The 19,966-nt window shown below is 72.1% G+C and carries 18 protein-coding genes and 4 pseudogenes; 10 read left to right on the top strand and 12 right to left on the bottom strand.

What is annotated here, in order from left to right; genetic code table 11:
• The gene (locus tag HNR02_RS31925) at nt 1-1,437 is read right to left on the bottom strand and encodes an alpha/beta hydrolase (protein ID WP_179777332.1); all 1,437 of its coding nucleotides are present in this window, start codon (nt 1,435-1,437) and stop codon (nt 1-3) included.
• A gap of 127 nt (nt 1,438-1,564) precedes the next feature.
• Between HNR02_RS31925 and HNR02_RS31920 the strand changes: the two genes are divergently transcribed.
• A complete protein-coding gene (locus HNR02_RS31920) occupies nt 1,565-1,855 on the top strand; it encodes a hypothetical protein (RefSeq protein ID WP_179777331.1) in 291 nt (96 codons plus the stop codon).
• A 28-nt stretch (nt 1,856-1,883) separates the two neighbouring features.
• Here HNR02_RS31920 and HNR02_RS31915 read toward each other — a convergent pair whose 3' ends face one another.
• The 3 genes from HNR02_RS31915 to HNR02_RS31905 are packed head-to-tail and all read right to left on the bottom strand — an operon-like array spanning nt 1,884 to nt 3,717.
• Nucleotides 1,884-2,285, bottom strand: a complete 402-nt coding sequence (locus HNR02_RS31915) for an arsenate reductase/protein-tyrosine-phosphatase family protein (RefSeq protein WP_179777330.1) — start codon at nt 2,283-2,285, stop codon at nt 1,884-1,886.
• Entirely contained in the window at nt 2,282-3,319 is a 1,038-nt protein-coding gene (gene arsB / locus HNR02_RS31910) for an ACR3 family arsenite efflux transporter (RefSeq protein WP_179777968.1), read from the bottom strand. Before arsB ends, HNR02_RS31915 begins: the two co-directional genes overlap by 4 nt.
• A 23-nt stretch (nt 3,320-3,342) precedes the next feature.
• Nucleotides 3,343-3,717 carry an ArsR/SmtB family transcription factor gene (locus HNR02_RS31905; protein WP_179777329.1) on the bottom strand — a complete coding sequence of 125 codons (375 nt, stop codon included), beginning with the start codon at nt 3,715-3,717 and terminating at the stop codon, nt 3,343-3,345.
• A 17-nt stretch (nt 3,718-3,734) separates the two neighbouring features.
• Here HNR02_RS31905 and arsM point away from each other — a divergent pair, with 17 nt between their 5' ends.
• Nucleotides 3,735-4,517 carry an arsenite methyltransferase gene (arsM, locus tag HNR02_RS31900; protein ID WP_179777328.1) on the top strand — a complete coding sequence of 261 codons (783 nt, stop codon included), beginning with the start codon at nt 3,735-3,737 and terminating at the stop codon, nt 4,515-4,517.
• An 18-nt stretch (nt 4,518-4,535) separates the two neighbouring features.
• Here arsM and HNR02_RS31895 read toward each other — a convergent pair whose 3' ends face one another.
• The 4 genes from HNR02_RS31895 to HNR02_RS31880 form a co-directional block, all read right to left on the bottom strand.
• Nucleotides 4,536-5,822 (bottom strand): erythromycin esterase family protein, encoded by a 1,287-nt coding sequence (locus tag HNR02_RS31895; RefSeq protein ID WP_218914350.1) that lies wholly within the window; start codon nt 5,820-5,822, stop codon nt 4,536-4,538.
• Nucleotides 5,823-5,898: 76 nt separating this feature from the next.
• Entirely contained in the window at nt 5,899-8,892 is a 2,994-nt protein-coding gene (locus HNR02_RS31890; protein ID WP_179777326.1) for an FAD-binding and (Fe-S)-binding domain-containing protein, read from the bottom strand.
• A 15-nt stretch (nt 8,893-8,907) separates the two neighbouring features.
• A complete protein-coding gene (locus HNR02_RS31885; protein WP_312861243.1) occupies nt 8,908-9,918 on the bottom strand; it encodes an enolase C-terminal domain-like protein in 1,011 nt (336 codons plus the stop codon).
• Nucleotides 9,919-10,006: 88 nt separating this feature from the next.
• On the bottom strand, nt 10,007-11,800 hold the full coding sequence (locus HNR02_RS31880) for a thiamine pyrophosphate-requiring protein (RefSeq protein WP_179777325.1): 1,794 nt from the start codon (nt 11,798-11,800) through the stop codon (nt 10,007-10,009).
• 146 nt (nt 11,801-11,946) lie between these two features.
• Between HNR02_RS31880 and HNR02_RS36905 the strand changes: the two are divergent.
• Nucleotides 11,947-12,426: pseudogene (locus HNR02_RS36905) on the top strand (alpha/beta fold hydrolase); the annotation flags it as partial.
• A 56-nt stretch (nt 12,427-12,482) separates the two neighbouring features.
• Complete coding sequence (locus HNR02_RS35885) at nt 12,483-12,977, top strand: hypothetical protein (RefSeq protein WP_246339331.1); 495 nt, start codon at nt 12,483-12,485, stop codon at nt 12,975-12,977.
• Here the strand turns inward: HNR02_RS35885 and HNR02_RS31870 are convergent.
• Together HNR02_RS31870 and HNR02_RS35880 are read right to left on the bottom strand one after the other, a co-directional pair.
• Nucleotides 12,967-13,551 carry a TetR/AcrR family transcriptional regulator gene (locus HNR02_RS31870; RefSeq protein ID WP_179777324.1) on the bottom strand — a complete coding sequence of 195 codons (585 nt, stop codon included), beginning with the start codon at nt 13,549-13,551 and terminating at the stop codon, nt 12,967-12,969. The two genes, HNR02_RS35885 and HNR02_RS31870, sit on opposite strands and share 11 nt — an antisense overlap.
• 62 nt (nt 13,552-13,613) lie before the next feature.
• Nucleotides 13,614-13,814, bottom strand: a complete 201-nt coding sequence (locus HNR02_RS35880; protein ID WP_246339330.1) for a hypothetical protein — start codon at nt 13,812-13,814, stop codon at nt 13,614-13,616.
• Between HNR02_RS35880 and HNR02_RS36900 the strand changes: the two are divergent.
• The 6 genes and pseudogenes from HNR02_RS36900 to HNR02_RS31850 all read left to right on the top strand — a co-directional run.
• Nucleotides 13,735-14,394, top strand: a pseudogene (locus HNR02_RS36900) (MFS transporter); the annotation flags it as partial. The gene HNR02_RS35880 and the pseudogene HNR02_RS36900 sit on opposite strands and share 80 nt — an antisense overlap.
• A gap of 61 nt (nt 14,395-14,455) precedes the next feature.
• Entirely contained in the window at nt 14,456-14,863 is a 408-nt protein-coding gene (locus tag HNR02_RS35870) for an MFS transporter (protein ID WP_312861242.1), read from the top strand.
• Entirely contained in the window at nt 14,860-16,032 is a 1,173-nt protein-coding gene (locus HNR02_RS35865; RefSeq protein WP_246339328.1) for a glycoside hydrolase family 1 protein, read from the top strand. Before HNR02_RS35870 ends, HNR02_RS35865 begins: the two co-directional genes overlap by 4 nt.
• Nucleotides 16,033-16,237: 205 nt before the next feature.
• Nucleotides 16,238-16,777, top strand: a pseudogene (locus tag HNR02_RS31860) (alpha/beta hydrolase fold domain-containing protein); the annotation flags it as partial.
• A complete protein-coding gene (locus tag HNR02_RS31855) occupies nt 16,774-18,000 on the top strand; it encodes a serine hydrolase domain-containing protein (RefSeq protein WP_218914347.1) in 1,227 nt (408 codons plus the stop codon). The pseudogene HNR02_RS31860 and the gene HNR02_RS31855, both read left to right, overlap by 4 nt.
• Nucleotides 17,997-18,953: a glycoside hydrolase family 130 protein gene (locus HNR02_RS31850; protein WP_179777320.1), complete on the top strand. Its 957-nt coding sequence runs from the start codon at nt 17,997-17,999 to the stop codon at nt 18,951-18,953. Before HNR02_RS31855 ends, HNR02_RS31850 begins: the two co-directional genes overlap by 4 nt.
• A 425-nt stretch (nt 18,954-19,378) precedes the next feature.
• Here the strand turns inward: HNR02_RS31850 and HNR02_RS36650 are convergent, their stop codons facing one another.
• On the bottom strand, nt 19,379-19,654 hold the full coding sequence (locus HNR02_RS36650; RefSeq protein ID WP_312861297.1) for a nucleotidyltransferase family protein: 276 nt from the start codon (nt 19,652-19,654) through the stop codon (nt 19,379-19,381).
• Between the two features lie 121 nt (nt 19,655-19,775).
• Nucleotides 19,776-19,895: pseudogene (locus tag HNR02_RS36645) on the bottom strand (helix-turn-helix domain-containing protein); the annotation flags it as partial.
• Nucleotides 19,896-19,966 lie beyond the last annotated feature (71 nt).

The raw sequence follows: 19,966 nt of genomic DNA, 5'->3' as shown, positions 1-19,966 counted from the left end.
TCAGCAGGCGGTGTCGTGCCGCGGGCGTTGCCCCGTGGCCAGGAAGGTCGTCGCGGCGTCGTTGAGGCAGGTGTCGTCCTGGAACAGGTACGCCAGGTGCCCGCCCTGGTCCGCGGTCACCATCCTGGCCCGGTCGCCGAACGCGTGTCGCAGCGCGAGCGCGCCGGCCAGCGGGGTCGCCGGATCGCGGAGGTTCTGCACCATGAGCACGTTCGACGGTCCCCGCCCGGTGATCTCCACCGGCGGTTCGACCGGTTCCGACGGCCAGAACGCGCACGGCCAGACGTTGGCCGCGGCCGCGCCGAACATCGGGTGGCGGATCCGGTCGACGGCGACGTTGCGCTGGTAGGTCCGGACGTCCTCCGGCCAGTCGGAGTCGTTGCAGACCACGTGCAGCTGGCTCGCGGCGGCGTTGTCCGTGGGCGCCGCGGCGGCGGCAGCGGTTCCGGCGGCGGGCAGCGGGGCGCCGGTGTTGAGGGCGTGCCACTGCGCGGCGATCGACGGCAGGTTCTTGTCGTAGTACAGCTGGGCGAAGGTGAGGTGGCGGAACAGCTTGCCGTCGACGCCCTCCGGGCTCGGGGTCGTGTCCAGCCGCGCGGCGAGGTCGAAGTACTTGGCCCGCACCTCGCCGGGCGTGCGGCCCAGCTCGTATTCGGGGTGCGCGACGGCGAACTCCGCGAAGTCCGGGAACCGGTCCTCCACGCCCCGGCCCAGCATCCGTGAGGCCGTGATGTCGAAACCGCCCGGGCCGACCGAGCTGTCCAGCAGGAACCGGTCGCTGTGCCCCGGGAACAACGTCGTGTACACCGCGCCGAGGTAGGTGCCGTAGGAGATGCCGAGGTAGGAGATCTCCGGTTCGCCCAGCGCCTCCCGGACCCGGTCCATGTCCCGCGCGGTGTTCGCCGTGGTGATGTGCGGCAGGAGCGGCGCGGTGGCCGACGAGCCGCACTGCCGGGCGATGACGGCGGCGGTCCCGGCCGTCGCCGCGACCTCGGCGGAGTCACGCGCGTAGAGCGGGATGTCGGTGAAGGCTTGTCCGGGCGTCAGATCACAGGTGACCGGGGTGCTGTGGCCGACTCCGCGCGGGTCCATCCCGATCACGTCGTAGCTGTCCAGCACGGACTGCGGCAGCCCCAGATCGCGCAGGTCGGCGGGGAAGCGCAGTCCCGGCCCGCCCGGCCCGCCGGTGTTGGTCAGCAGCACACCGCGGCGCTTCTCCGGATGCGCGCTCGGCAGCCGTGAGATCGCGACCTCGATCGCCGGGCCCTCGGGGTCGCGGTAGTCCAGCGGCACGTCCAGCGTGGCGCACCGCAGGCCGGTCGCGACGACGTCCTCCGGGCACTTCCCCCAGCTCAGCGTATCCGCGGTGGCAGCCACCGCCGGTACCGGTGACGCCACCAGCGCGGCGGCGAGCACGGCCAGGACGGGTTTCCGCATGCGTGGTCCTTCCTCCGGTTCCTCTCCCCGCGGTCCAGGAGAAACCATGCCGCTACGGCACAGTCAAGCGCTTGCACCCGGATGATTCGATCATCGTGGTGTGATTTCCGGGGAACTGGGAGGAACTGTGCGTCTTCGTCTTGCCGCGGGCCTCGCCGCGGCCGCTCTGCTCGCCGCCGCCACACCCGCGTGGGCCGGTGAGCCATCGCCGGTCGACGTGCTGGGCGCCTGCGCGGAACTGACCGGCACCGGCCCCGGCTGGGCCCTGCTGCGCAACGACTGCGGTGCCGCCATCGACGCCTCGGTCGTCCTGACCGGCGGCGAGCGCGCCGCGTGCGTCCCGATCGCGGCGCACGGCACCGCAACGCTCACCTGGGAGAGCGAGGAGCGGGCCGAATACGCCGTCGACTGCCTCTGACCGCGACGCGCTCCAGAGCCGTGACCGGTCACCCTGGCAGGAGTTCCGCCAGGAGCGCGCGGACGCGGCGGTCGATCTCGTCGCGGATGCGGCGCACCGCGTCGGCGTCCTGGCCCGCGGGGTCGTCCAGCTGCCAGTCGAGGTAGCGCTTGCCGGGGAAGACGGGGCAGGCGTCGCCGCAGCCCATGGTGACCACGACGTCGGCGGCGTGGACGGCCTCGGTGGTGAGGGGTTTCGGGAACTCGCGGGACAGGTCGAGGCCGAGTTCGGCGATGACTTCCACGACGGCCGGATTGATGCTTTCGGCGGGGGCTGATCCGGCGGAGCGGACGGTGACCCGCCCGGCGGCGTGGTGGTCGAGCAGGGCGGCGGCCATCTGGGAGCGGCCGGCGTTGTGCACGCAGACGAACAGGACCTCGGGCGTGATCATGGGGCGGCCTCCGTGGCGGCAGGGAAGCGGCGGCGCAGGGCGAGTGAGACGTGGACGAGCGCGACGAGCACCGGCACTTCGATGAGCGGTCCGACGACTCCCGCCAGCGCCTGGCCGCTGGTCGTGCCGAAGGTCGCGACGGCGACGGCGATCGCCAGTTCGAAGTTGTTGCCCGCGGCGGTGAACGCGAGCGTCGTGGTGCGTTCGTAGGTCAGGCCGAGTGCCTTCCCGAGGGCGTAGGACCCGGCCCACATCAGGCCGAAGTAGAGCAGCAGTGGCAGGGCGATGCGGGCGACGTCGAGCGGGCGGCCGGTGATCCGCTCACCTTGCAGCGCGAAGAGCACCACGATGGTGAACAGCAGGCCGTACAACGCGACCGGCCCGACGCGGGGCAGGAAACGCGACTCGTACCAGTCGCGGCCCTTGACGCGTTCGCCGAGGCGGCGGGTGAGGAAGCCGGCCGCGAGCGGGACGCCGAGGAAGATCAGCGTGCTCCGCGCGACCTGCCACCCCGAGACCGACAGCGCCGCGGTGTCCAGGCCGAGCCAGCCGGGCAGCGCCGACAGGTAGAACCAGCCCAGCACGCCGAACATGACGACCTGGAAGACGGAGTTGAGCGCCACCAGCACCGCGGCGGCTTCCCGGTCGCCGCAGGCGAGGTCGTTCCAGATGACGACCATCGCGATGCAGCGGGCCAGCCCGACGATGATCAGACCGGTGCGGTACTCGGGCAGACCGGGCAGCAGCAGCCACGCCAGCGCGAACATCAGCGCCGGGCCGACCAGCCAGTTCAGCACCAGCGACGGCCACAGGAGCCTGCGGTCGCGGGTGACGCCGCCGAGGCGGTCGTAGCGGACCTTCGCCAGCACCGGGTACATCATCACGAGCAGGCCGAGCGCGATCGGCAGCGAGATCCCGTCGACCGCCACCGCGTCGAGCGCGCCGCCGAGGCCGGGGACCCACCGGCCCGCCAGCAGGCCCACGACCATGGCGCCGCCGATCCACACGGGCAGGAACCGGTCCAGCGTGGACATCCGGCCGGCGACTCCGGTGGCCGTCACGCCGACACCGGTGCCCGGCCGGGGGTCAGTACCGCGGCCAGCCGCGCCAGGGTTTCCGGCTCGGCGCGGTAGTAGATCCACGTGCCGCGCCGCTCACCGGTGATCAGGCCGGCTTCGCGCAGGACCCTCAGGTGGTGGGAGATCGTCGGGCCGGTCAGGGCGAACGTGCCGGTCAGATCGCATACGCACACCTCGCCGCCGTCGTGCGAGGCGATCAGCGACAGCAGCCGCAACCGCACCGGGTCGGCGACGGCCTTGAACACCCTCGCCAGTTCCGCGGCCCGCGGCTCGGACAGGGGTTCGCCGGCCAGGGACGAACAACACTGATTTGACACTCCTCTATCTAAACACACTTCTATTTTGACGCACATCGAAGTAGGCTCGCGGCATGAACGAGGAACTGCGTGACCAAGTGCGGGACCGGTATGCCGCGGCCGCGCGGACGGCGGGTGCCGGTGTTTCGTGCTGCGGCGGTGAGTCCGCCGACCTGACCGGCGGCCTGTACGACGAGGCGGAGCGGTCGTCCTTGCCGGAGGAAGCGGTGCTGGCGAGCCTGGGCTGCGGCAACCCGCTGGCGGTGGCCGAGCTGCGGGAGGGCGAGACCGTGCTCGACCTCGGTTCCGGCGGCGGGATCGACGTGCTGCTCTCCGCCCGCCGCGTCGGGCCGGGCGGCCGGGTCTACGGGCTGGACATGACCGAGGAGATGCTGGCGCTGGCGCTGGCCAACGCGGAGAAGGCGGGCGCCGCGAACGTGGACTTCCTCAAGGGCCACATCGAGGCGATCCCGCTGCCCGCCGACCGCGTCGACGTGATCATCTCCAACTGCGTGGTCAACCTGTCCGTGGACAAGCCGGCCGTGTTCGCCGAGATGTTCCGCGTCCTGAAACCCGGCGGGCGGGTCGGCGTGTCCGACGTCGTCGCCGAGGACCACCTCAGTCCGGCCGACCGCGCCGAGCGCGGCGACTACGTCGGCTGCATCGCGGGCGCCCTCTCGTTCGCCGAGTACCGGGAGGGCCTGACGGCCGCCGGGTTCACCGAGGTGGAGATCACGCCGACGCACGAGGCCGCGGAGGGGATGCACGCGGCGATCGTGCGCGCCGTCAAACCCCGGTCGGCGTCTCCGGGGCGGGAACTGCCGCTGCTCACCGAACCCGGCGGGTGCTGTGGCTGAGATCCCGGTCCGGCGGGATCACGTGCCGCTCGGGTAGGTCTCCGGTTCCAGGGTGTCCGCCTGGCGCAGGTGCAGCGGGTGCACCGCCCGCGTGCGGCCGAACCACAGCAGCGCGTCGTAGCGGTCGCCGAGCACCGTCGGGACGTAGTTGCCCCACCGTTCGCGTTCCGGGTGGTACACCACGCCGATCGCGCGGTGCGGCAGCGTCGCCGTCAGCACGTCGGGCCGTCCGGTGCGGGGGAACACGAACAGGGCACGCTCGGGCGCGGAGCGGTGCAGGGTTTCCTCCACCGAGCCAGGGCGTCCGGGTGGGACGGTCATCTCCCGCATCGGCGAGCCCCACGCGTCACCGGCGATGACCGTGCCCTCGTGGCTGCCGAAGCCCACCAGCACGACGTCGCCGTGGCCGTGGCGTTCGCGGGCCAGCCGCCCGATGGTGACCTCGCCCGCGGCCGCCCTGTCCGTCGCGCGGGCGTCGCCGACGTGCGTGTTGTGCGCCCACACGACGGCTTTCGAATCCGGGCCGTAGTGGTCCAGCAGGCGGTCGAGCGTGTCGTCCATGTGCCGGTCGCGCACGTTCCACGCCTCGCTCCCGCCGCCGACCATCGCGCGGTAGTAGCGTTCCGCCCCGGCGACCACTTCGGCGTTCTGCCAGGCACCGAACCGTTCCGCGCCGTCCGGGCCGGCGCGGCCCCGCAGCCGCACCAGCAGGTCGACGACCTCGTTCTCGCAACCGGACGGGACCAGGCGGGTGGCGCGCGCGTAGTCGTGGGGGCGTTCGCCGTACGGTTCGAAGCAGCGGTAGGCGGCGAGGGCGGCGGGCACCTGCTCCGGGTCGTGGTCGCGCAGGTGGACCAGGATCTCGCGCAGCGACTCCCACAGCGAGTACACGTCCAGGCCGTGGAACCCGGCGCGCTCGTGCTCGTCGCGCCGCACGTTGTGGACCCGCAGCCAGCGGCAGAAGTCGACGACCTCCTCGTTGGCCCACATCCACGTCGGCCACCGCTCGAACGCCGCCAGCGCCACCCGCGGATCGTCCGGCGCGTCCGCGCGGCACCGGACCGCGCGATCGACGCGGTCGCAGTCGGGCCAGTCGCCCTCGACCGCGACGAAGGAGAACCCGCGTTCGGCGATCAGCCGCTGGGTGAGCAGCGCCCGCCACCGGTAGAACTCGTGCGTGCCGTGGCTCGCCTCGCCCAGCATCACCACCCGCGCGTCCCCGATCCGGTCCAGCAGAACATCGAAATCGCCGGGACCACGCAGCGGCGTGGCGAGTGCGGCGATCTCGCCCCGGAACCCGGGCATGACCATCACTCCCCGTCAGGCAACGAGTGGCGCATACCCGGCCCCGCGCGGCCGAAAACGCGCCCGGCGTCGAACGCTACGGATGTGGCGTGGGGGGAGCGTCGTCGGTGGTGGGGAGGGCGGCGGCGAGGAGTTCGGCCAGGTGACGGCCCTCGCGGCCGCCGCTGTCGAGTTCGTGGATCTGGGTGCGGCAGCTGAAACCGTCGGCGAGGACGACCGTCCCGGCATCCGCCGAGCGGACGCGTGGCAGCAGCACCCGCTCGGCGCAGGCTTTGCTCACTTCGAGGTGCCCGCGTTCGAAGCCGAAGTTCCCGGCCAGGCCGCAGCAACCGGAGTCCAGCCGCTCGGTGTCGACCCCGGCCGCGCCCAGCAGCTCGCGGTCGGCGTCCCAGCCGAGGACGGCGTGCTGGTGGCAGTGGACCTGCGCCAGCGCGTTGGCCTCCACCCGCGGCGGCCGGTAGCCGGGGGAGTGCCGGGTCAGCAGCTCGGCGAGGGTCACGGTCTGGTCGCGCAGGCGGCGGACGTCGTGGTCGCCGGGGAACATCTCGAACGCGTCGGCGCGGAACACCGCCGTGCAGCTGGGTTCCAGTCCGAGCACGAGACCGCCGGACCGCAGGTGCGGCGCGAGCGCGCGCACGGTGCGGGTCAGGATCCGTTTCGCCACCCCGAGCTGACCGGTGGAGATCCACGTCAGTCCACAGCAGAGCGCCCGGTCCGGCATCGTGACCCGCCACCCCGCGTCTTCCAGGAGCGCCACCGCGGCGCGGCCCGCCGCCGGGTGGAAGTGGTTGGTGAAGGTGTCCGGCCACAGCAGGACCGTGCCCCGCGCGCCGGTCCCGGCCGGACCGCGGCGCGCGAACCACTGCCGCAAGGTCTGTCCGGCGAACCGGGGAATCTCCCGGTCTTCCACGCCCGCTGCCCTGGTGGCCAGGTGCGACAGCACCGGGGCGTGGCTGAGCGCGTTGACCGCCCGTCCCGCGTGCAGCCGCCCGACGGCCCGGGCGAACGCGGGCAGCCAGCCCATCGTGTAGTCCGACCGCGGCCTGCGCCAGGGGCGGCCGGCGTAGTGGTGGGCGAGGAACTCGGCCTTGTAGGTCGCCATGTCCACATTGGCCGGGCAGTCGGTCTTGCAGCCCTTGCACGCCAGGCACAGGTCGAGCGCGTCGCGGACCTCGGTGGAGCGCCAGCCGTCGGTGAGCGGGCCGTCGCGGTGCCCGTCGAGCATTTCGAACAGCAGCCGCGCGCGGCCGCGGGTGGAGTGCTCCTCCTCGCCGGTGACCTGGTAGGACGGGCACATCACCTGACCGGAGGACGGGTGGTGCTGACGGCAGCGGCCGACCCCGACGCACCGGTTCGCGGCCTCGGCGAACGAACCGCCGTCGTGCGGGAACCGGAAGTGCAGGTTCTGCGGATCGGCAGGCGACCAGTGCCCGCCGAGCCGGAGGTTCTCGTCCAGGCCGTAGGGAGCCACGACCTTGCCCGGGTTCATCCGGTTGCCGGGGTCGAAGATCGCCTTGAGCCTGCCGAACGCCGTCACGATGTCGGTGCCGAACATGCGGCCCAGCAGCTCACCCCGGCTCTGCCCGTCGCCGTGCTCCCCGGAGAACGAGCCGCCGAACTCGGCGACCAGATCGGCCGCGCGCTCCATGAACCGGCGGTAGGTGGCGACCCCGTCGGCGGTGTAGAGGTCGAACGGGATGCGGGTGTGCACGCAGCCCTGCCCGAAGTGGCCGTAGAGGCTGGGCCCGGTGTCACTGGCGTAGCCGAACTCCCGGTAGAGCGCGGAAAGCCGGCGCAGGTAGTCACCGAGCTTCCCGGGCGCGACAGCGGAGTCCTCCCAGCCTTCGAACGTGTCCGGCCTGCCCGGGACGTGGGCGGTGGCGCCGAGACCGGCTTCGCGGACCTGCCACAGTTCCGCTTCGCGGGCGGGGTCGTCGAGGAAGGAGACGTCGGCTTCGTGCCCGGTGCCGCGCAGCGCGTCGAGCATGTCGTGGGCCTGCCGTTGCACGTCGTCCCGCGTCCGCCCGCCGAACTGGACCATCAGGAACGCGTGGCCCTCGGGCAGTTCCCCGAGCGCCTTCGGATTGAGGTGCTTGATCCGCTCGTCCCGGATCAGCTTGCTGTCCACGCCTTCCAGCGCCACCGGCTCGTGCGGCAGCACCGCGGGGACGGCGTCGGCGGCGGTCGCGATGTCGGGGTAGCCGAGCACGACGAGGGTGCGTTCGGGCAGCACCGGCACCAGTTCCAGCTCGGCCCGCAGCACGGTGACCAAAGTGGACTCGCTGCCGACGAGCAGCCCGGCGACGTCGAAGCCGTGCTCGGGCAACAGCGAATCGAGGTTGTAGCCGGAGACGCGGCGCGGGATGTCGGGGTAGCGGCGGCGGATCTCGTCGGCGTACTCGTCACGCAACCGGCGCAGCTGCCGGTAGATCGCGGCACGGGGGTCGCCGTGACGCTCGATCGCGGCGTACTCCTCGTCACTGGTTTCCCCGCACCAGAACCGGGTTCCGTCGTGGAGCACGACCTCCAGGCGGGCGATGTTGTCGACGACCTTGCCGGTGCGCTGGGCGGTCGCGCCGCAGGAGTTGTTGCCGATCATGCCGCCCAGCGTGCAGTTCATGTGGGTGGCGGGTTCGGGCCCGTAGCGCAGGCCGGTGTCGGCGAGGCGCCGGTTGAGTTCGTCGAGCACGATGCCCGGCTGCACCACGCAGGTGCGGGCGTGGGTGTCCACCGACTCGATCGCGGTGCAGTACTTCGACCAGTCCAGCACCACGGCGGTGTTGGTGCACTGCCCGGCGAGACTCGTGCCGCCGCCGCGGGAGAGCAGCGGGGCGCCGAACTCGCGGGCCACCGCCACCGCTTCCGCCCCGTCCTCGGGGGTGCGGGGCAGGACCACGCCCAGGGGGACCTGGCGGAAGTTCGACGCGTCGGTCGAATAGGTCGCGCGGGTGCCGCGGTCGAAGCGGACCTCCCCCTCCACTCGCTCGCGCAGCGCCGCCACCAGCTCTGGTATGTCCACATCGGACTCGGGAATGCGCGCGACGGGGGCGGGAAGATCGGCGACAGCCACGGGAACGGGCCTCCTTCACAGTGCGTACGGTGCGGCGGCGTCGGGCCGGAACGTCAGCCCGTGTCCCGGTGCCCCGGGTGACGGGGCGACGGTGCCGCCGGAGGGATCGAGGCACCCGTCGAACAGCGTGCTCTCGATCCGGTCGTGGTCGGCGAACCACTCGATGTGCCGGAAGTTCGCGGTCGCGACACCGGCGTGCGCGGACACGTTCGGGGCGCAGTGCGCCGACACCTCGCGGCCGACGGCCGCCGCGACCGCGGCCGCCCTGGCCCATTCGGTGTAGCCGCCGCAGCGGGTCACGTCGATCTGCAGGCAGTCCACGACCGGCGCCAGGCGCGCGAAGTACGTCAGGTCGTAGCCGTATTCCCCGGCGGTGACGTCCGGCTCGCACCACTCGCGCAACTGGGCCAGCCCGGCGAGGTCGTCGCTGGACACCGGCTCCTCGAACCACGTCACGCCCTGTTCGGCGAGGTGCCGTGCCATGCGACGGGCCTGCCCGATCGAGTAGCCGCCGTTGGCGTCGACGTAGACCTCCACGTCCTCGCCGACCGTTTTCCGGGTGAGACGGACCCGTTCGAGGTCACGGGACACCTCGGTGCCCCACGACTCCGCGATCTTGATCTTCACCCGCGGGATGCCCCGGCGCCGTACCCAGTCGTCCAGCTGAGCGGTCAGCTGTGCGGTGTTCTGGCTGGTGAACCCGCCGCTGCCATAGACTGCCACCCGCTCGTGCACCCGGCCGAGCAGGCGGCTGACCGGCACGTCCAGCACGCGGGCGGCGGCGTCCCACAGCGCGATGTCCACCGCCGAGAGCGCGCAGGACACGAGACCGGGCCTGCCGAGGTTGCGGATCCGGTGCTGCATCGCCGTCCACGCGGCGGGCACGTCGAGCACCGGACGGCCGCACACGACCGGCGCCAGCACGTTCCGGATCAGGGGAACGCACGCGGCGTCGGCGTAGGTGTAGCCCAGTCCGGTGACCGGGCCGGCGTGACCTCGGCCACGACGAGGGTGGTGGCCTCCCACGACAGGGTGCCATCCGCCTCGGGTGACGGCGTCGGAACGCGATAGGCGCTCGCGTCGACACCGTCGACCACCGGGTCTTCGCCACGCATCACTTCGGCTTGCCGGGCAGAAATTCCTGCAGCTTCGTCTTGGCGCCCTGCACGGCGAGGTGCATCGCGTTCGGATCGCCCTTGACCAGCGCCTCGGCGACCGACTTCATCTGCTCGAAGGTGGCGTGGGGTGGGATCGGGGGGACTTCGGGGTCGCAGCGGACGTCCAGTAGTGCGGGTTTGTTCGCCGACAGTGCCCGGTCCCATGCCGGGCCGAGCTGGCCGGGGGTGTCGACGGCGATGGCTTCGAAGCCGAGCGAGCGTGCGAAGTCGGCGTAGGAGATGTCGGGAATGTTCTGGGACTCTTCGAATTTGGGTGCGCCGCCCATGGCGCGCAGTTCCCAGGTGACCTGGTTGAGGTCGTTGTTGTGGAAGACGCAGACGATCAGCCGGGGGTCGGCCCACAGGTGCTGGTAGCGGGCGATGGTGATGAGTTCGGCCAGGCCGTTCATCTGCATGGCGCCGTCGCCTTCGAGGGCGATGACGGGCCGGTCGGGGTGGGCGAACTTGGCGCCGATGGCGTAGGGCACGCCGGGTCCCATGGTGGCGAGCGTGCCGGACAGCGTCGAGCGCATGGTGCCGCGGATTTTGAGGTTGCGGGCGTACCAGTTGGTCGAGGAACCCGAATCCGCGGTGACGATGGCGTTGTCGGGGATGCGTTGGGAGAGCTCGTGCACGACCCGCATCGGGTTCACCGGCTTGGCGTCGACCATGGCCTCCCGTTCGACCGTCTCCCACCAGGACGCGACGTTGTGTTCGACGGTGTCGCGCCAGGTGCGGTCGGGTGCGCGTTGGAGCATGGGGAGGAGGGCGCGGAGGGTGGCTTTGGCTTCGCCGACGAGGTTGACCTCGGTGGGGTAGCGCATGCCGATCATGCTGCCGTCGAGGTCGATCTGGATGGCGCGGGCCTGGCCGAACTCGGGCAGGAACTGGCTGTAGGGGAAGTTGGAGCCGACGATGAGCAGGGTGTCGCAGTCGCGCATCAGCTCATAGCTCGGCCGGGTGCCCAGCAGGCCGATGGAGCCGGTGACGTAGGGCAGGTCGTCGGGCAGGACGTCCTTGCCCAGCAGGGCTTTGGCGATACCGGCGCCGGTGAGGTCGGCGACTTCGCGGACTTCGGCGGCGGCGTTGCGGGCGCCCTGCCCGACCAGGATCGCCACCTTCTCCCCGTGGTTGAGGATGTCGGCGGCGTGGGAGAGTTCGTCCTCGGGCGGGAGGAGCACCGGGTGCGGGAAGCCGGGTGGGCTGGAGGGCACCTGTTTGAACGCGTGCTGGGGCGGGGTGTAGGGCTCTTCCTGCAGGTCCGCGGGGATGATCAGCGCGGTGGGGGCGCGGCGGGCCAGCGCGGTGCGGATGGCGCGGTCCAGCGCGTTGGGTAGTTGTTCGGCGACGTTGACCTCGACCAGGTACTCGGCGGCGACGTCCTTGTAGAGCGGTTGCAGGTCGACTTCCTGCTGGTAGGAGCCGCCCATCGCGCTGCGGGCGGTCTGCCCGACGATGGCCACCACCGGCACGTGGTCGAGCTTGGCGTCGTACAGGCCGTTGAGGAGGTGGATCGCGCCCGGCCCGGAGGTCGCCATGCACACCCCGACCTGGCCGCTGAGTTTGGCGTAGCCCACCGCCTCGAACGCGGCCATCTCCTCGTGCCGGGCCTGCACGAACCGCGGCGTGTTGTCCGCCCTGCCGAACGCGGCGACGATCCCGTTGATCCCATCACCGGGATAGGCGAACACCTGCCCCACATCCCACTCCCGCAGGCGCCGCACCAGGAAATCACCGACCGTCTCCGACATCGAACACTCCTCACACTGGTTGCCGACGATCACCCGGCTACCCGCGTCACGGCGCCGTACACGTGCCCGCCGCGTGTTTCCGCAGGTGAACGTCCGATAACGCCCCCTTGCTCCCGAAATGCGCGAGGAGTGGCAACCGGTGCCGGATGATCGTCCGCGCCGGTACGTTCGGCAGGGCGGAACCGACGAGGGGAGCCACCATGGCCGGGCTGGAAGCCGAAGACCGGGAAGACACGTTCACCCCGCACGCCTTTCCCGAGCAGCGCGCCGATCTCGGCGAGGTGCGGATGAACTACGCGGTGGCCGGTGACCCGGACGCGCCCGCCCTGCTGCTGATCCCGGGGCAGACCGAGTCGTGGTGGGGCTACGAGCAGGCCATGCCCCTGCTCGCCGAGCACTTCCGCACCTATGCGGTCGATCTGCGGGGCCAGGGCCGCTCGACCTGGACGCCGGGTCGCTACACGCTCGACCTCATCGGCGGCGACCTCGTGCGGTTCCTCGATCTCGTCGTCGGGCGCCCGGCGCTGGTGAGCGGCCTGTCCTCCGGCGGTGTGCTGGCCGCGTGGCTGTCGGCCTACGCCAAACCGGGCCAGGTACTCGGCGCCGTGTACGAGGACCGCCGCTGTTCTCGTCGGAGACGAACCCGGCCTGCGGTCCCTCGATCCGCCAGGGCGCGGGCCCGGTGTTCGCGGCGTGGAGCAAATGGCTCGGGGACCAGTGGTCGATCGGCGACTGGGCGGGGCTGCGGAAGGCGTTCCCGGCCGAGGTGCCGTCCGTGTTGCTGGACGGCCCGGCCGCCATGGTGGCGAACCGCGACGAGAACGAGCCCGGCGACGACGGGCCACCGCGGAACCTGCGCGAGTACGACCCGGAGTGGGGGCGGGCCTTCGCCTCCGGGAGTGTCACCGCGGGCTGCGACCACGCGGCGATGCTGGCGGCGGTCCGGGTGCCGGTGTTGTTCACCCATCATGCGCGCCACATCGACCCGGACACCGGCCACCTCATCGGCGCGATCGCCGACGTGCAGGCGCGGCGGGCCCGCGATCTGATCGAGGCGGCCGGGCAGCCGGTCACCTACCACTCGTTCCCCGGCATGCCGCACTCGATGCACGGCGCGGATCCGGCGCTGTTCACGAGGACGATCGTCGCCTGGGCCGCCGGGCTGATCAGCGGCTGACCGCCGACTCCAGCAGTTTCGCCAGGCGGCTGAGGTCCGCGGTGAGGTCGAGGGACGGGTCGAGCAGCCACTGCGCCTGCAGGCCGTCGGAGGCCGCGATCAGGATGCGGGCCGCGAACTCCGGATCCACGGCCGGTGCCGGGTTCCCGCCTCCGGAGCGGCGGAACTTGCGGGCCACGACCTCGCGCAGATCGCGGTAGCGGCGGGTGAAGAAGCCGTGCGCGGCGTGGTCCGGGTCGGGCGCCGCCGCGCTCATCTCCAGGAACAGCCGCACCAGACCGGGGGTGCGGGCGCTGTGGGCGGCGACCGCGGCGAGATCGTCGAGCGGGGTGTCGGCGTCGAACGAGGCGCGGTCGGCGGTGTCGCGTTCGGCGAGGATCGCCACCAGCAGTTCGTCGCGCGCCGGGAAGTAGTGCAGCAACCCGCGTTCGCTGAGACCCGCCCGCGCGGCGATCGAGCGCAGTGACGGCCCGGAGCTGTCGCTTTCGGCGTAGGCGGCGAGGGCCTCCCGCAGGATCTGCTGCCGTCGCGCGACTCCCTTGGCGTACGGGCCGCGGCGAGAGGGTTCGGACATGGCCCGACCGTACCCGGCCCACGAAAACACAGCATTGCTGGGTTTTCGTGCTACCGTGAGTGTCACTCGTTCCGGAGGAGGTCGACGATGATCGATGCCCCGCCTTCGGCCGCCGCCCCCGCCCAGACCGTCCGGCTCGGCAGGCTCGGTCCGTTGCTGCTGCTCGGCCAGCTCGCGTGGGCACTGCCCGGCGCGGCGAGCGGAACCCTGCTGGCCGCGCTGCTCGCCACCACCGATCCCGGCCACAAGGTCGGGATCTTCACCGCCTACGCCGTCGCCGGTGGCGTCACCAGCGCACTCGGCACCGTCGCGGGCGGTCTGCTGTCCGACCGCACCCGTGGCCGGCTCGGCCGCCGTTCGCCGTGGCTGCTGGGCTCGTCGGTGCTCGCCGTGCTCAGCCTCGCCGCGACCGGGCTGACCACCGGCCACGTGCTCGGCGGCGCGCTGTACGCGGTGTTCCAGCTCGCCATCGGCGTATGGTCGGCCGCGCTCGCCGCGCTGATCCCGGACCACGTGCCGGCCGGCTCGGTCGGCCGCGCGTCCGCGTTCGCCGGGTTCGGTTTCCTCGCCGGGCAGACGGCCGGGGGAGTGCTCGCCGGGGCGCTGGTGACCAGGCCGTCGACGGGTCTGCTGATCGCCCCGTGGCTGATGGTGGTCGTCGCGGTGGTGCTCGCCGTCGCGATCCGCGACCGCGGCGCGCCCGCCCCCGCACGGCGGATCGCCTGGCGTGACCTGGTTCCGCGCGCCGGACGCGATTTCTGGCTCGCCTTCGCCGGGCGGTTCCTGTTCATCCTGGCGATCCTCATGGTGACCGTGTTCCAGCTCTACCTGCTCACCGACTACCTGGGCCTGCCCACGGCCGACGCCGGCGACATCGTCAGCCTCGCCACCCTGCTGGTCGGGGGTGCTGGCCGGTGCCGCCGTGGTCGTGGCGGGTGTCCTGAGCGACCGGCTGCGCCGCACGAAACCGTTCGTGCTGGGTGCCCCGCTGCTGCTCGCGATCGGTCTCGTCCCGCTGCTCGCCGCGCCGGGCCTGGTCACCGACCTGGTCTTCTTCGCCGTCGTGGGCCTGACGCTGGGCATCTACCTCTCGGTGGACCAGGCGCTGATGGTCGCGGTGCTGCCCGATCACGGGAGGGCGGCGCGCGACCTCGGGGTGCTGAGCATCGGCTCGACCTTGCCCGCCGTCGTCGCGCCGACCGTCGGCGGTGTGCTGGCGGCCTCGGCCGGTTATCTCGCGGTCTTCGTGGCCGCGCTCGTGCTCGCGGTGGCCGCGGCCGCCGCCGTACTCGGGATAAGGAGCGTCAGATGACCCGTGCACCCGTTTCGTTTCCGCCGGGCTTCCTCTGGGGAGTCGCGACGGGGGCGCACCAGACCGAAGGCGGCAACGTCGCCAGCGACTGGTGGTACCGCGAGACCATGCCCGATTCGCCCGTGGCCGAACCCTGTGGTGACGCGGTGGACAGCTACCACCGCTGGCCCGAGGACCTCGACCTGGCCGCGGGCGCCGGGTTCACCGACTTCCGGTTCGGCATCGAGTGGTCGCGGGTGGAACCGGCGGACGGCCGGATCTCCCTCGCCGCGGTCGCGCACTACCGGCGCGTCGTCGAAGGCGCGGTGGAGCGCGGGTTGCGCCCGCTGGTGACGTTGCACCACTTCACGCGGCCGCTGTGGTTCGCGGCGGCGGGCGGCTGGCTCAGCCAGGGCGCCACCGGGCGGTTCCTGCGTTACGTCGACGCGCTCGCTCCGGTCCTCGAAGCCGGTGTCGAACGCGTGGAAACCATCAACGAGCCCAACATCGTCGCGATGTTCCCGAATCTCGAGGGACCGCTCTCCGACGGTCTGCCGGTGCCGGACGAGGCGACCACCGAAGCGATGATCGCCGTTCACCGGGCGAGCGTCGACCGGCTGCGCGCGAACCATCCCGGCCTGCGCGTGGGCTGGGGTGTGTCGGTGCAGGACTACCGGGCCGAACCCGGCGCCGAAGCGGCACTGGAGGCGTACGCCGAACCGCGTGACCAGGTGTTCCTGCGCGCGAGTGAGGGGGACGACTTCGTCGGCGTGCAGACCTACACCGGTGGCCTGCTCGGGGCGGACGGCTCGCCGGTGGTGAACCCGGACGCCGAGCGCACCCAGACCGGGTGGGAGTACACCCCGGACGCGCTGGGCGGCGCGGTGCGGCGGGTCGCGCGGGTGGCCGGTGACGTGCCGATCATCGTCACCGAAAACGGTGTCGCCACGGCCGACGACGCCCGCCGCGTCGCGTACACGACCGGCGCGCTGGAGTCGCTGCGCGCGGCGATGGACGACGGCGCCGACGTTCGCGGCTATTTCCACTGGAGCCTGCTCGACAACTGGGAGTGGGGGCACTGGGGGCCGACGTTCGGTCTGGTGTGGGTCGACCGCGCCACGTTCGCCCGCACGCCCAAGCCGTCGCTGGCGTGGCTGGGTTCGCTCGCGCCGTCCGGGGTACCGGCCTGATGCGCGTCGACCCGCTGCTGCTGCCCCTGCTCGACGGGTACGACCCCGGCGACGGCACGGATGTCGTGCTGGAACGCAAGACCGGTGCCGCCGCGGCCCGCGCGATGGCGGGCACCTTGACGCGCCCGGTGTCCTCGGCGCTGGACATCCGTGACCTGCGCGTCCCCGGCGGCCCGGACGTCCGGGTCTACACCCCGCCGGGCTCGACGACGTCACGCGCGCACTGGAGTGGGCGGTGTCGGGGTCCGAAGTGGACCCGGCGCGGATCGCCGTCGGCGGTGAGAGCGCCGGGGGGAACCTGGCCGCCGTGGCCGCCTCGCGGATGCGCGGCGCCGTCGCCCTGCAACTGCTGGAGGCGCCGGTGCTCGACGTGACCGGCACGCCCAGCGCCTCCCGCGACGAGGTCGAGCGTGACTTCCCCGCGCTCGACGCGATGCGGCGCCGCACGGCCCGTCGCTACGTCGAGGCCGGGGCGGATCCTGCTGACCCCGAGGTGTCGCCGCTGCTGGCGGGCGATCTCGCCGGACTGCCCCCGGCGCTGCTGCTCGCCGCGGACGTCGACCCGTGGCGCGAGGACGCGGTCCGCTATGCCGCCGCGCTGTCCGGCGCCGGGGTTTCCGCGCGGGTCAGCGTGTTCGAGGGCATCGTGCACGGCACGCAGTCCTTTGTGGAGCTGCTGCCCGCGGCGCGGCGGTGGCACGCCGAATGCGTGGCCGCCCTGAGCACGATGGCGGTGCCGTCGTGACACCCACCGCGACCCCGGAGGAGGCCGGGCTCTCGTCCGAGGGCCTGGACCGGGTGGACGCCGCCGTGCGGCGCAAGATCGACGACGGCGTGATCGCCGGTGCCGTCACGCTCGTCGCCCGGCACGGCCGGATCGTGCGCACCCGCGCGACGGGGCTCGCCAGGCGGTTTCCCCGCGAGCCGTCGCGCACCGACACGATCTTCCGCGTCTTCTCGATGACGAAGCCGGTCACCGGACTGGCCATGGGCATCCTCGCCGACCGTGGTCTGTGGAAGCCGGACGACGCGGTCGCCGACCACCTGCCCGAACTGCGGAACCTCCGGGTGGCCACCGGCTTCGACGACCGCGGCCGTCCCGTTCTGGCCGATCCGGACCATCCGCCGACGCTGCGGGAACTGCTGACCCACACCGCCGGGTTCACCTACGGCACCGACAGGGCCGATCCGCTGACCCCGCTCTACCGCCGGGAAAAGCCGCTGCGGGCCCGGAATCTCGACGATCTCGTCGCCCGCGCCGGACGGCTCCCGCTGGCCTTCCAGCCGGGCACCAGCTGGCGCTACAGCATCGCGATGGACCTGCAGGGCGCGATCATCGAGCGGTTGAGCGGCCAGTCCTTGCCGGACTTCTTCCGGCAGCACATCTTCGAACCACTCGGCATGACCGACACGGCGTTCCACACCCCGCCCGCGAAACAGCGGCGCCGTGCCACGCTGCACTACACCGGCGGGCCGTTCCGGCTGCTGCCCGTCCCGAACCCGGTCTTCGGCGACAGCAGCAGGCCGCCCGAGGCGGCGTTCGGCGGGATGGGACTGGTGTCGACCGTGGGCGACTACGCGCGGTTCGCCCAGTTGCTGCTCAACCGCGGCGACTGGCACGGCCGCCGCATCGTCAGCGCGGAGGCCGTGACGGCGCAGATGACCAACCAGCTGCCCGAGGACCTGCTCGCCCGCGGTTTCCGCGCCGGGCACATGTACCTGCGGCCCGGCTTCGGGTATGGCTACAACGGGGCCGTGTTCCACGATCCGGCGCTGGCCGGGGCACCGGTCGGGCGCGGCACCTACCAGTGGGACGGCGCGGCGGGCACCTGGTTCTGGGTGGATCCCGAACACGACCTGCTCTACGTCGGGATGATCCAGCTGCTGTCCTACACCGCGCCGCCGTTGCAGAAGATGACGCAGGCCCTGCTCCACGACGCACTCCTCGACCACGGGAGGAACCGATGACCGCGACCTTCCCGCTCGGCCCGTTCACGCCGAGCCCGGCCAACCCGATTCTCCGTCCGCGTGGCGAGGGCTGGGAGTCGGGTAACCTCTACAATCCGGCGGCGATCGTCGTGGACGACCGGGTGGCCCTGCTCTACCGCGCCCACGCCGAGGATCGCGTGTCGCGGATCGGTCTCGCGTGGAGCGACGACGGTGTCCGGTTCGACCGTGAGGACGACCCGGTCCTGTTCCCCGAGCACGACTACGAACGGGCGGGTTGCGAGGATCCCCGCGTCACGCGGGTGGGGGACACGTTCTACCTGACCTACACCGGTTTCGACGGTGCCCGCGCGCAGCTGTGCCTGGCGACCTCGCCCGATCTGCGCGGCTGGGCCAAGCACGGTCCGTTGTTCCCGGGGTTCAACACGTGGCGGACCCTGCCCTACGGTCCGGGCGGGCCGACGTGGAGCAAGGCGGGCGTCATCCACCCCGAGCCGCTCGGCGGGCGGTACTGGATGTGGTTCGGCGAAGGCACGATCCACGCCGCGACGTCGCCGGATCTGCTGCACTGGACCCCGGTCGCCGACGACGAGCACCCGATGCACACGCCGACGCCCGGCGCGTGGGACTCGACGCTGGTGGAGATCGGGGCGCCACCGGTCCGCACTGGTGACGGTCTGCTGGTCTTCCTGACCAACGGGGCGACCGCGTCATCCCCGACCGAGGTCGACTACCGCTGCGGGCAGATCGCCGTGTCCGTGGACGACCCGGCGACGGTCGTGGCACGCACCCCGGAGCCGTGGCTGACTCCGACGAGCTACGAGGACACGCACGGGATGATCGCGAACGTGACCTTCGTGGAGGGACTGGTGTGGTTCCGCGAGAGGTGGCTGGCCTACTACGGCCAGAGCGACACCACCCTGGCGGTGGCGATCTGCGATCACGGACCGGGAAAAACCGTGTCGGGACAGTAGGCGGCCGCACTGGTGGAGGCGACGGCGTCCGGCAACCCCGACCGCCGCAGTTGCCCGAGGATGTCGCGCGGGATGACCCACCGGCGACCGCGGCACGGACCGGATGCGCGAACCGCACCACCTCGTCACTCGTGCCGGGCACGCCGTCCCCCCGCAGCGACGCGATCACGTTCCGGTCGCTGGGCCCGGCCGGTGACCCCGGAGCGGGTGCCGCGAGCGCCAGCATGAGACCGCCCGCCAGAACAGCGCACGGCACGGCGATCCTGAGCACGGAACCGGATCGAGCGAGGGCGTCAGGCATTCCCGGCACACTTCGGGGTAGTGGTGACCGCTTCAGCTTTCCGCCATTGGTCGTCGCCGTGCAGGGTGGCGTTACGAGCTTCGCGGGAATTGCGGCAAGTGGCCCAACCGCGAGCCGTCGGCCATCAGACTGTGCAGTCGAAGGGGCGGCGGTCGCGGTCGACGCCTCGGCGGAGCAGGGGGTTGGAGTCCAGGTCGGTGGTGGTCACGATGTCGACCGGGCAGCCGAGCAGGCCGGACAGTTCGTCGTCGAGCCCGAGGACGTCGGCTACCGAGGCGTGGGCGTGGAGTTCGACGAGCAGGTCGAGGTCGGAGTCCGGGCGGTCGTCCCCCCCTGGCGACGGAGCCGAACAGCCACACCCGCGCGATCGGGTACCGCCCGAGGATCCCGGTGACGTCACGGCGGTAGCGATCGAGCAGGCGGCTGGGGCGCATCGCGTTCACCAGGTGTGTCGCGAGGCGGAAACCCGCCGCCCGGAGAAGTCGTTCCAGCATGGCGAACGACGGCTGCCGCCTGCCGGACTCGATGGTGGCCACCGTCGACTGCGGCACGCCCGCGGCGGCGGCGAGTTCCCGCTGGGTCAGCCCACGCTGGTGGCCGTCACAGCAGCTGGGCCGCGGTGGTACCGGTCCGCGCCTCATCGACGTCCCCGCTCACGACCCTCGTGATAGCGGAACCGCTGTCACGGTCCATTCCCGGCGACGCCGCGGAA

The sequence above is a fragment of the Amycolatopsis endophytica genome (genome assembly GCF_013410405.1).
Lineage (GTDB): Bacteria > Actinomycetota > Actinomycetes > Mycobacteriales > Pseudonocardiaceae > Amycolatopsis_E > Amycolatopsis_E endophytica.
This window is presented reverse-complemented; position numbering and strand designations above follow the sequence as displayed.

Coding starts and splice junctions, on each gene's coding strand:
- HNR02_RS31870 (WP_179777324.1), bottom strand. CDS start 13,551: ATGTCCGAACCCTCTCGCCGCGGCCCGTACGCCAAGGGAGTCGCGCGA.
- HNR02_RS31915 (WP_179777330.1), bottom strand. CDS start 2,285: ATGATCACGCCCGAGGTCCTGTTCGTCTGCGTGCACAACGCCGGCCGC.
- HNR02_RS35865 (WP_246339328.1), top strand. CDS start 14,860: ATGACCCGTGCACCCGTTTCGTTTCCGCCGGGCTTCCTCTGGGGAGTC.
- HNR02_RS31880 (WP_179777325.1), bottom strand. CDS start 11,800: ATGTCGGAGACGGTCGGTGATTTCCTGGTGCGGCGCCTGCGGGAGTGG.
- HNR02_RS31925 (WP_179777332.1), bottom strand. CDS start 1,437: ATGCGGAAACCCGTCCTGGCCGTGCTCGCCGCCGCGCTGGTGGCGTCA.
- HNR02_RS31850 (WP_179777320.1), top strand. CDS start 17,997: ATGACCGCGACCTTCCCGCTCGGCCCGTTCACGCCGAGCCCGGCCAAC.
- HNR02_RS31905 (WP_179777329.1), bottom strand. CDS start 3,717: ATGTGCGTCAAAATAGAAGTGTGTTTAGATAGAGGAGTGTCAAATCAG.
- HNR02_RS31895 (WP_218914350.1), bottom strand. CDS start 5,822: ATGCCCGGGTTCCGGGGCGAGATCGCCGCACTCGCCACGCCGCTGCGT.
- arsM (WP_179777328.1), top strand. CDS start 3,735: ATGAACGAGGAACTGCGTGACCAAGTGCGGGACCGGTATGCCGCGGCC.
- arsB (WP_179777968.1), bottom strand. CDS start 3,319: ATGTCCACGCTGGACCGGTTCCTGCCCGTGTGGATCGGCGGCGCCATG.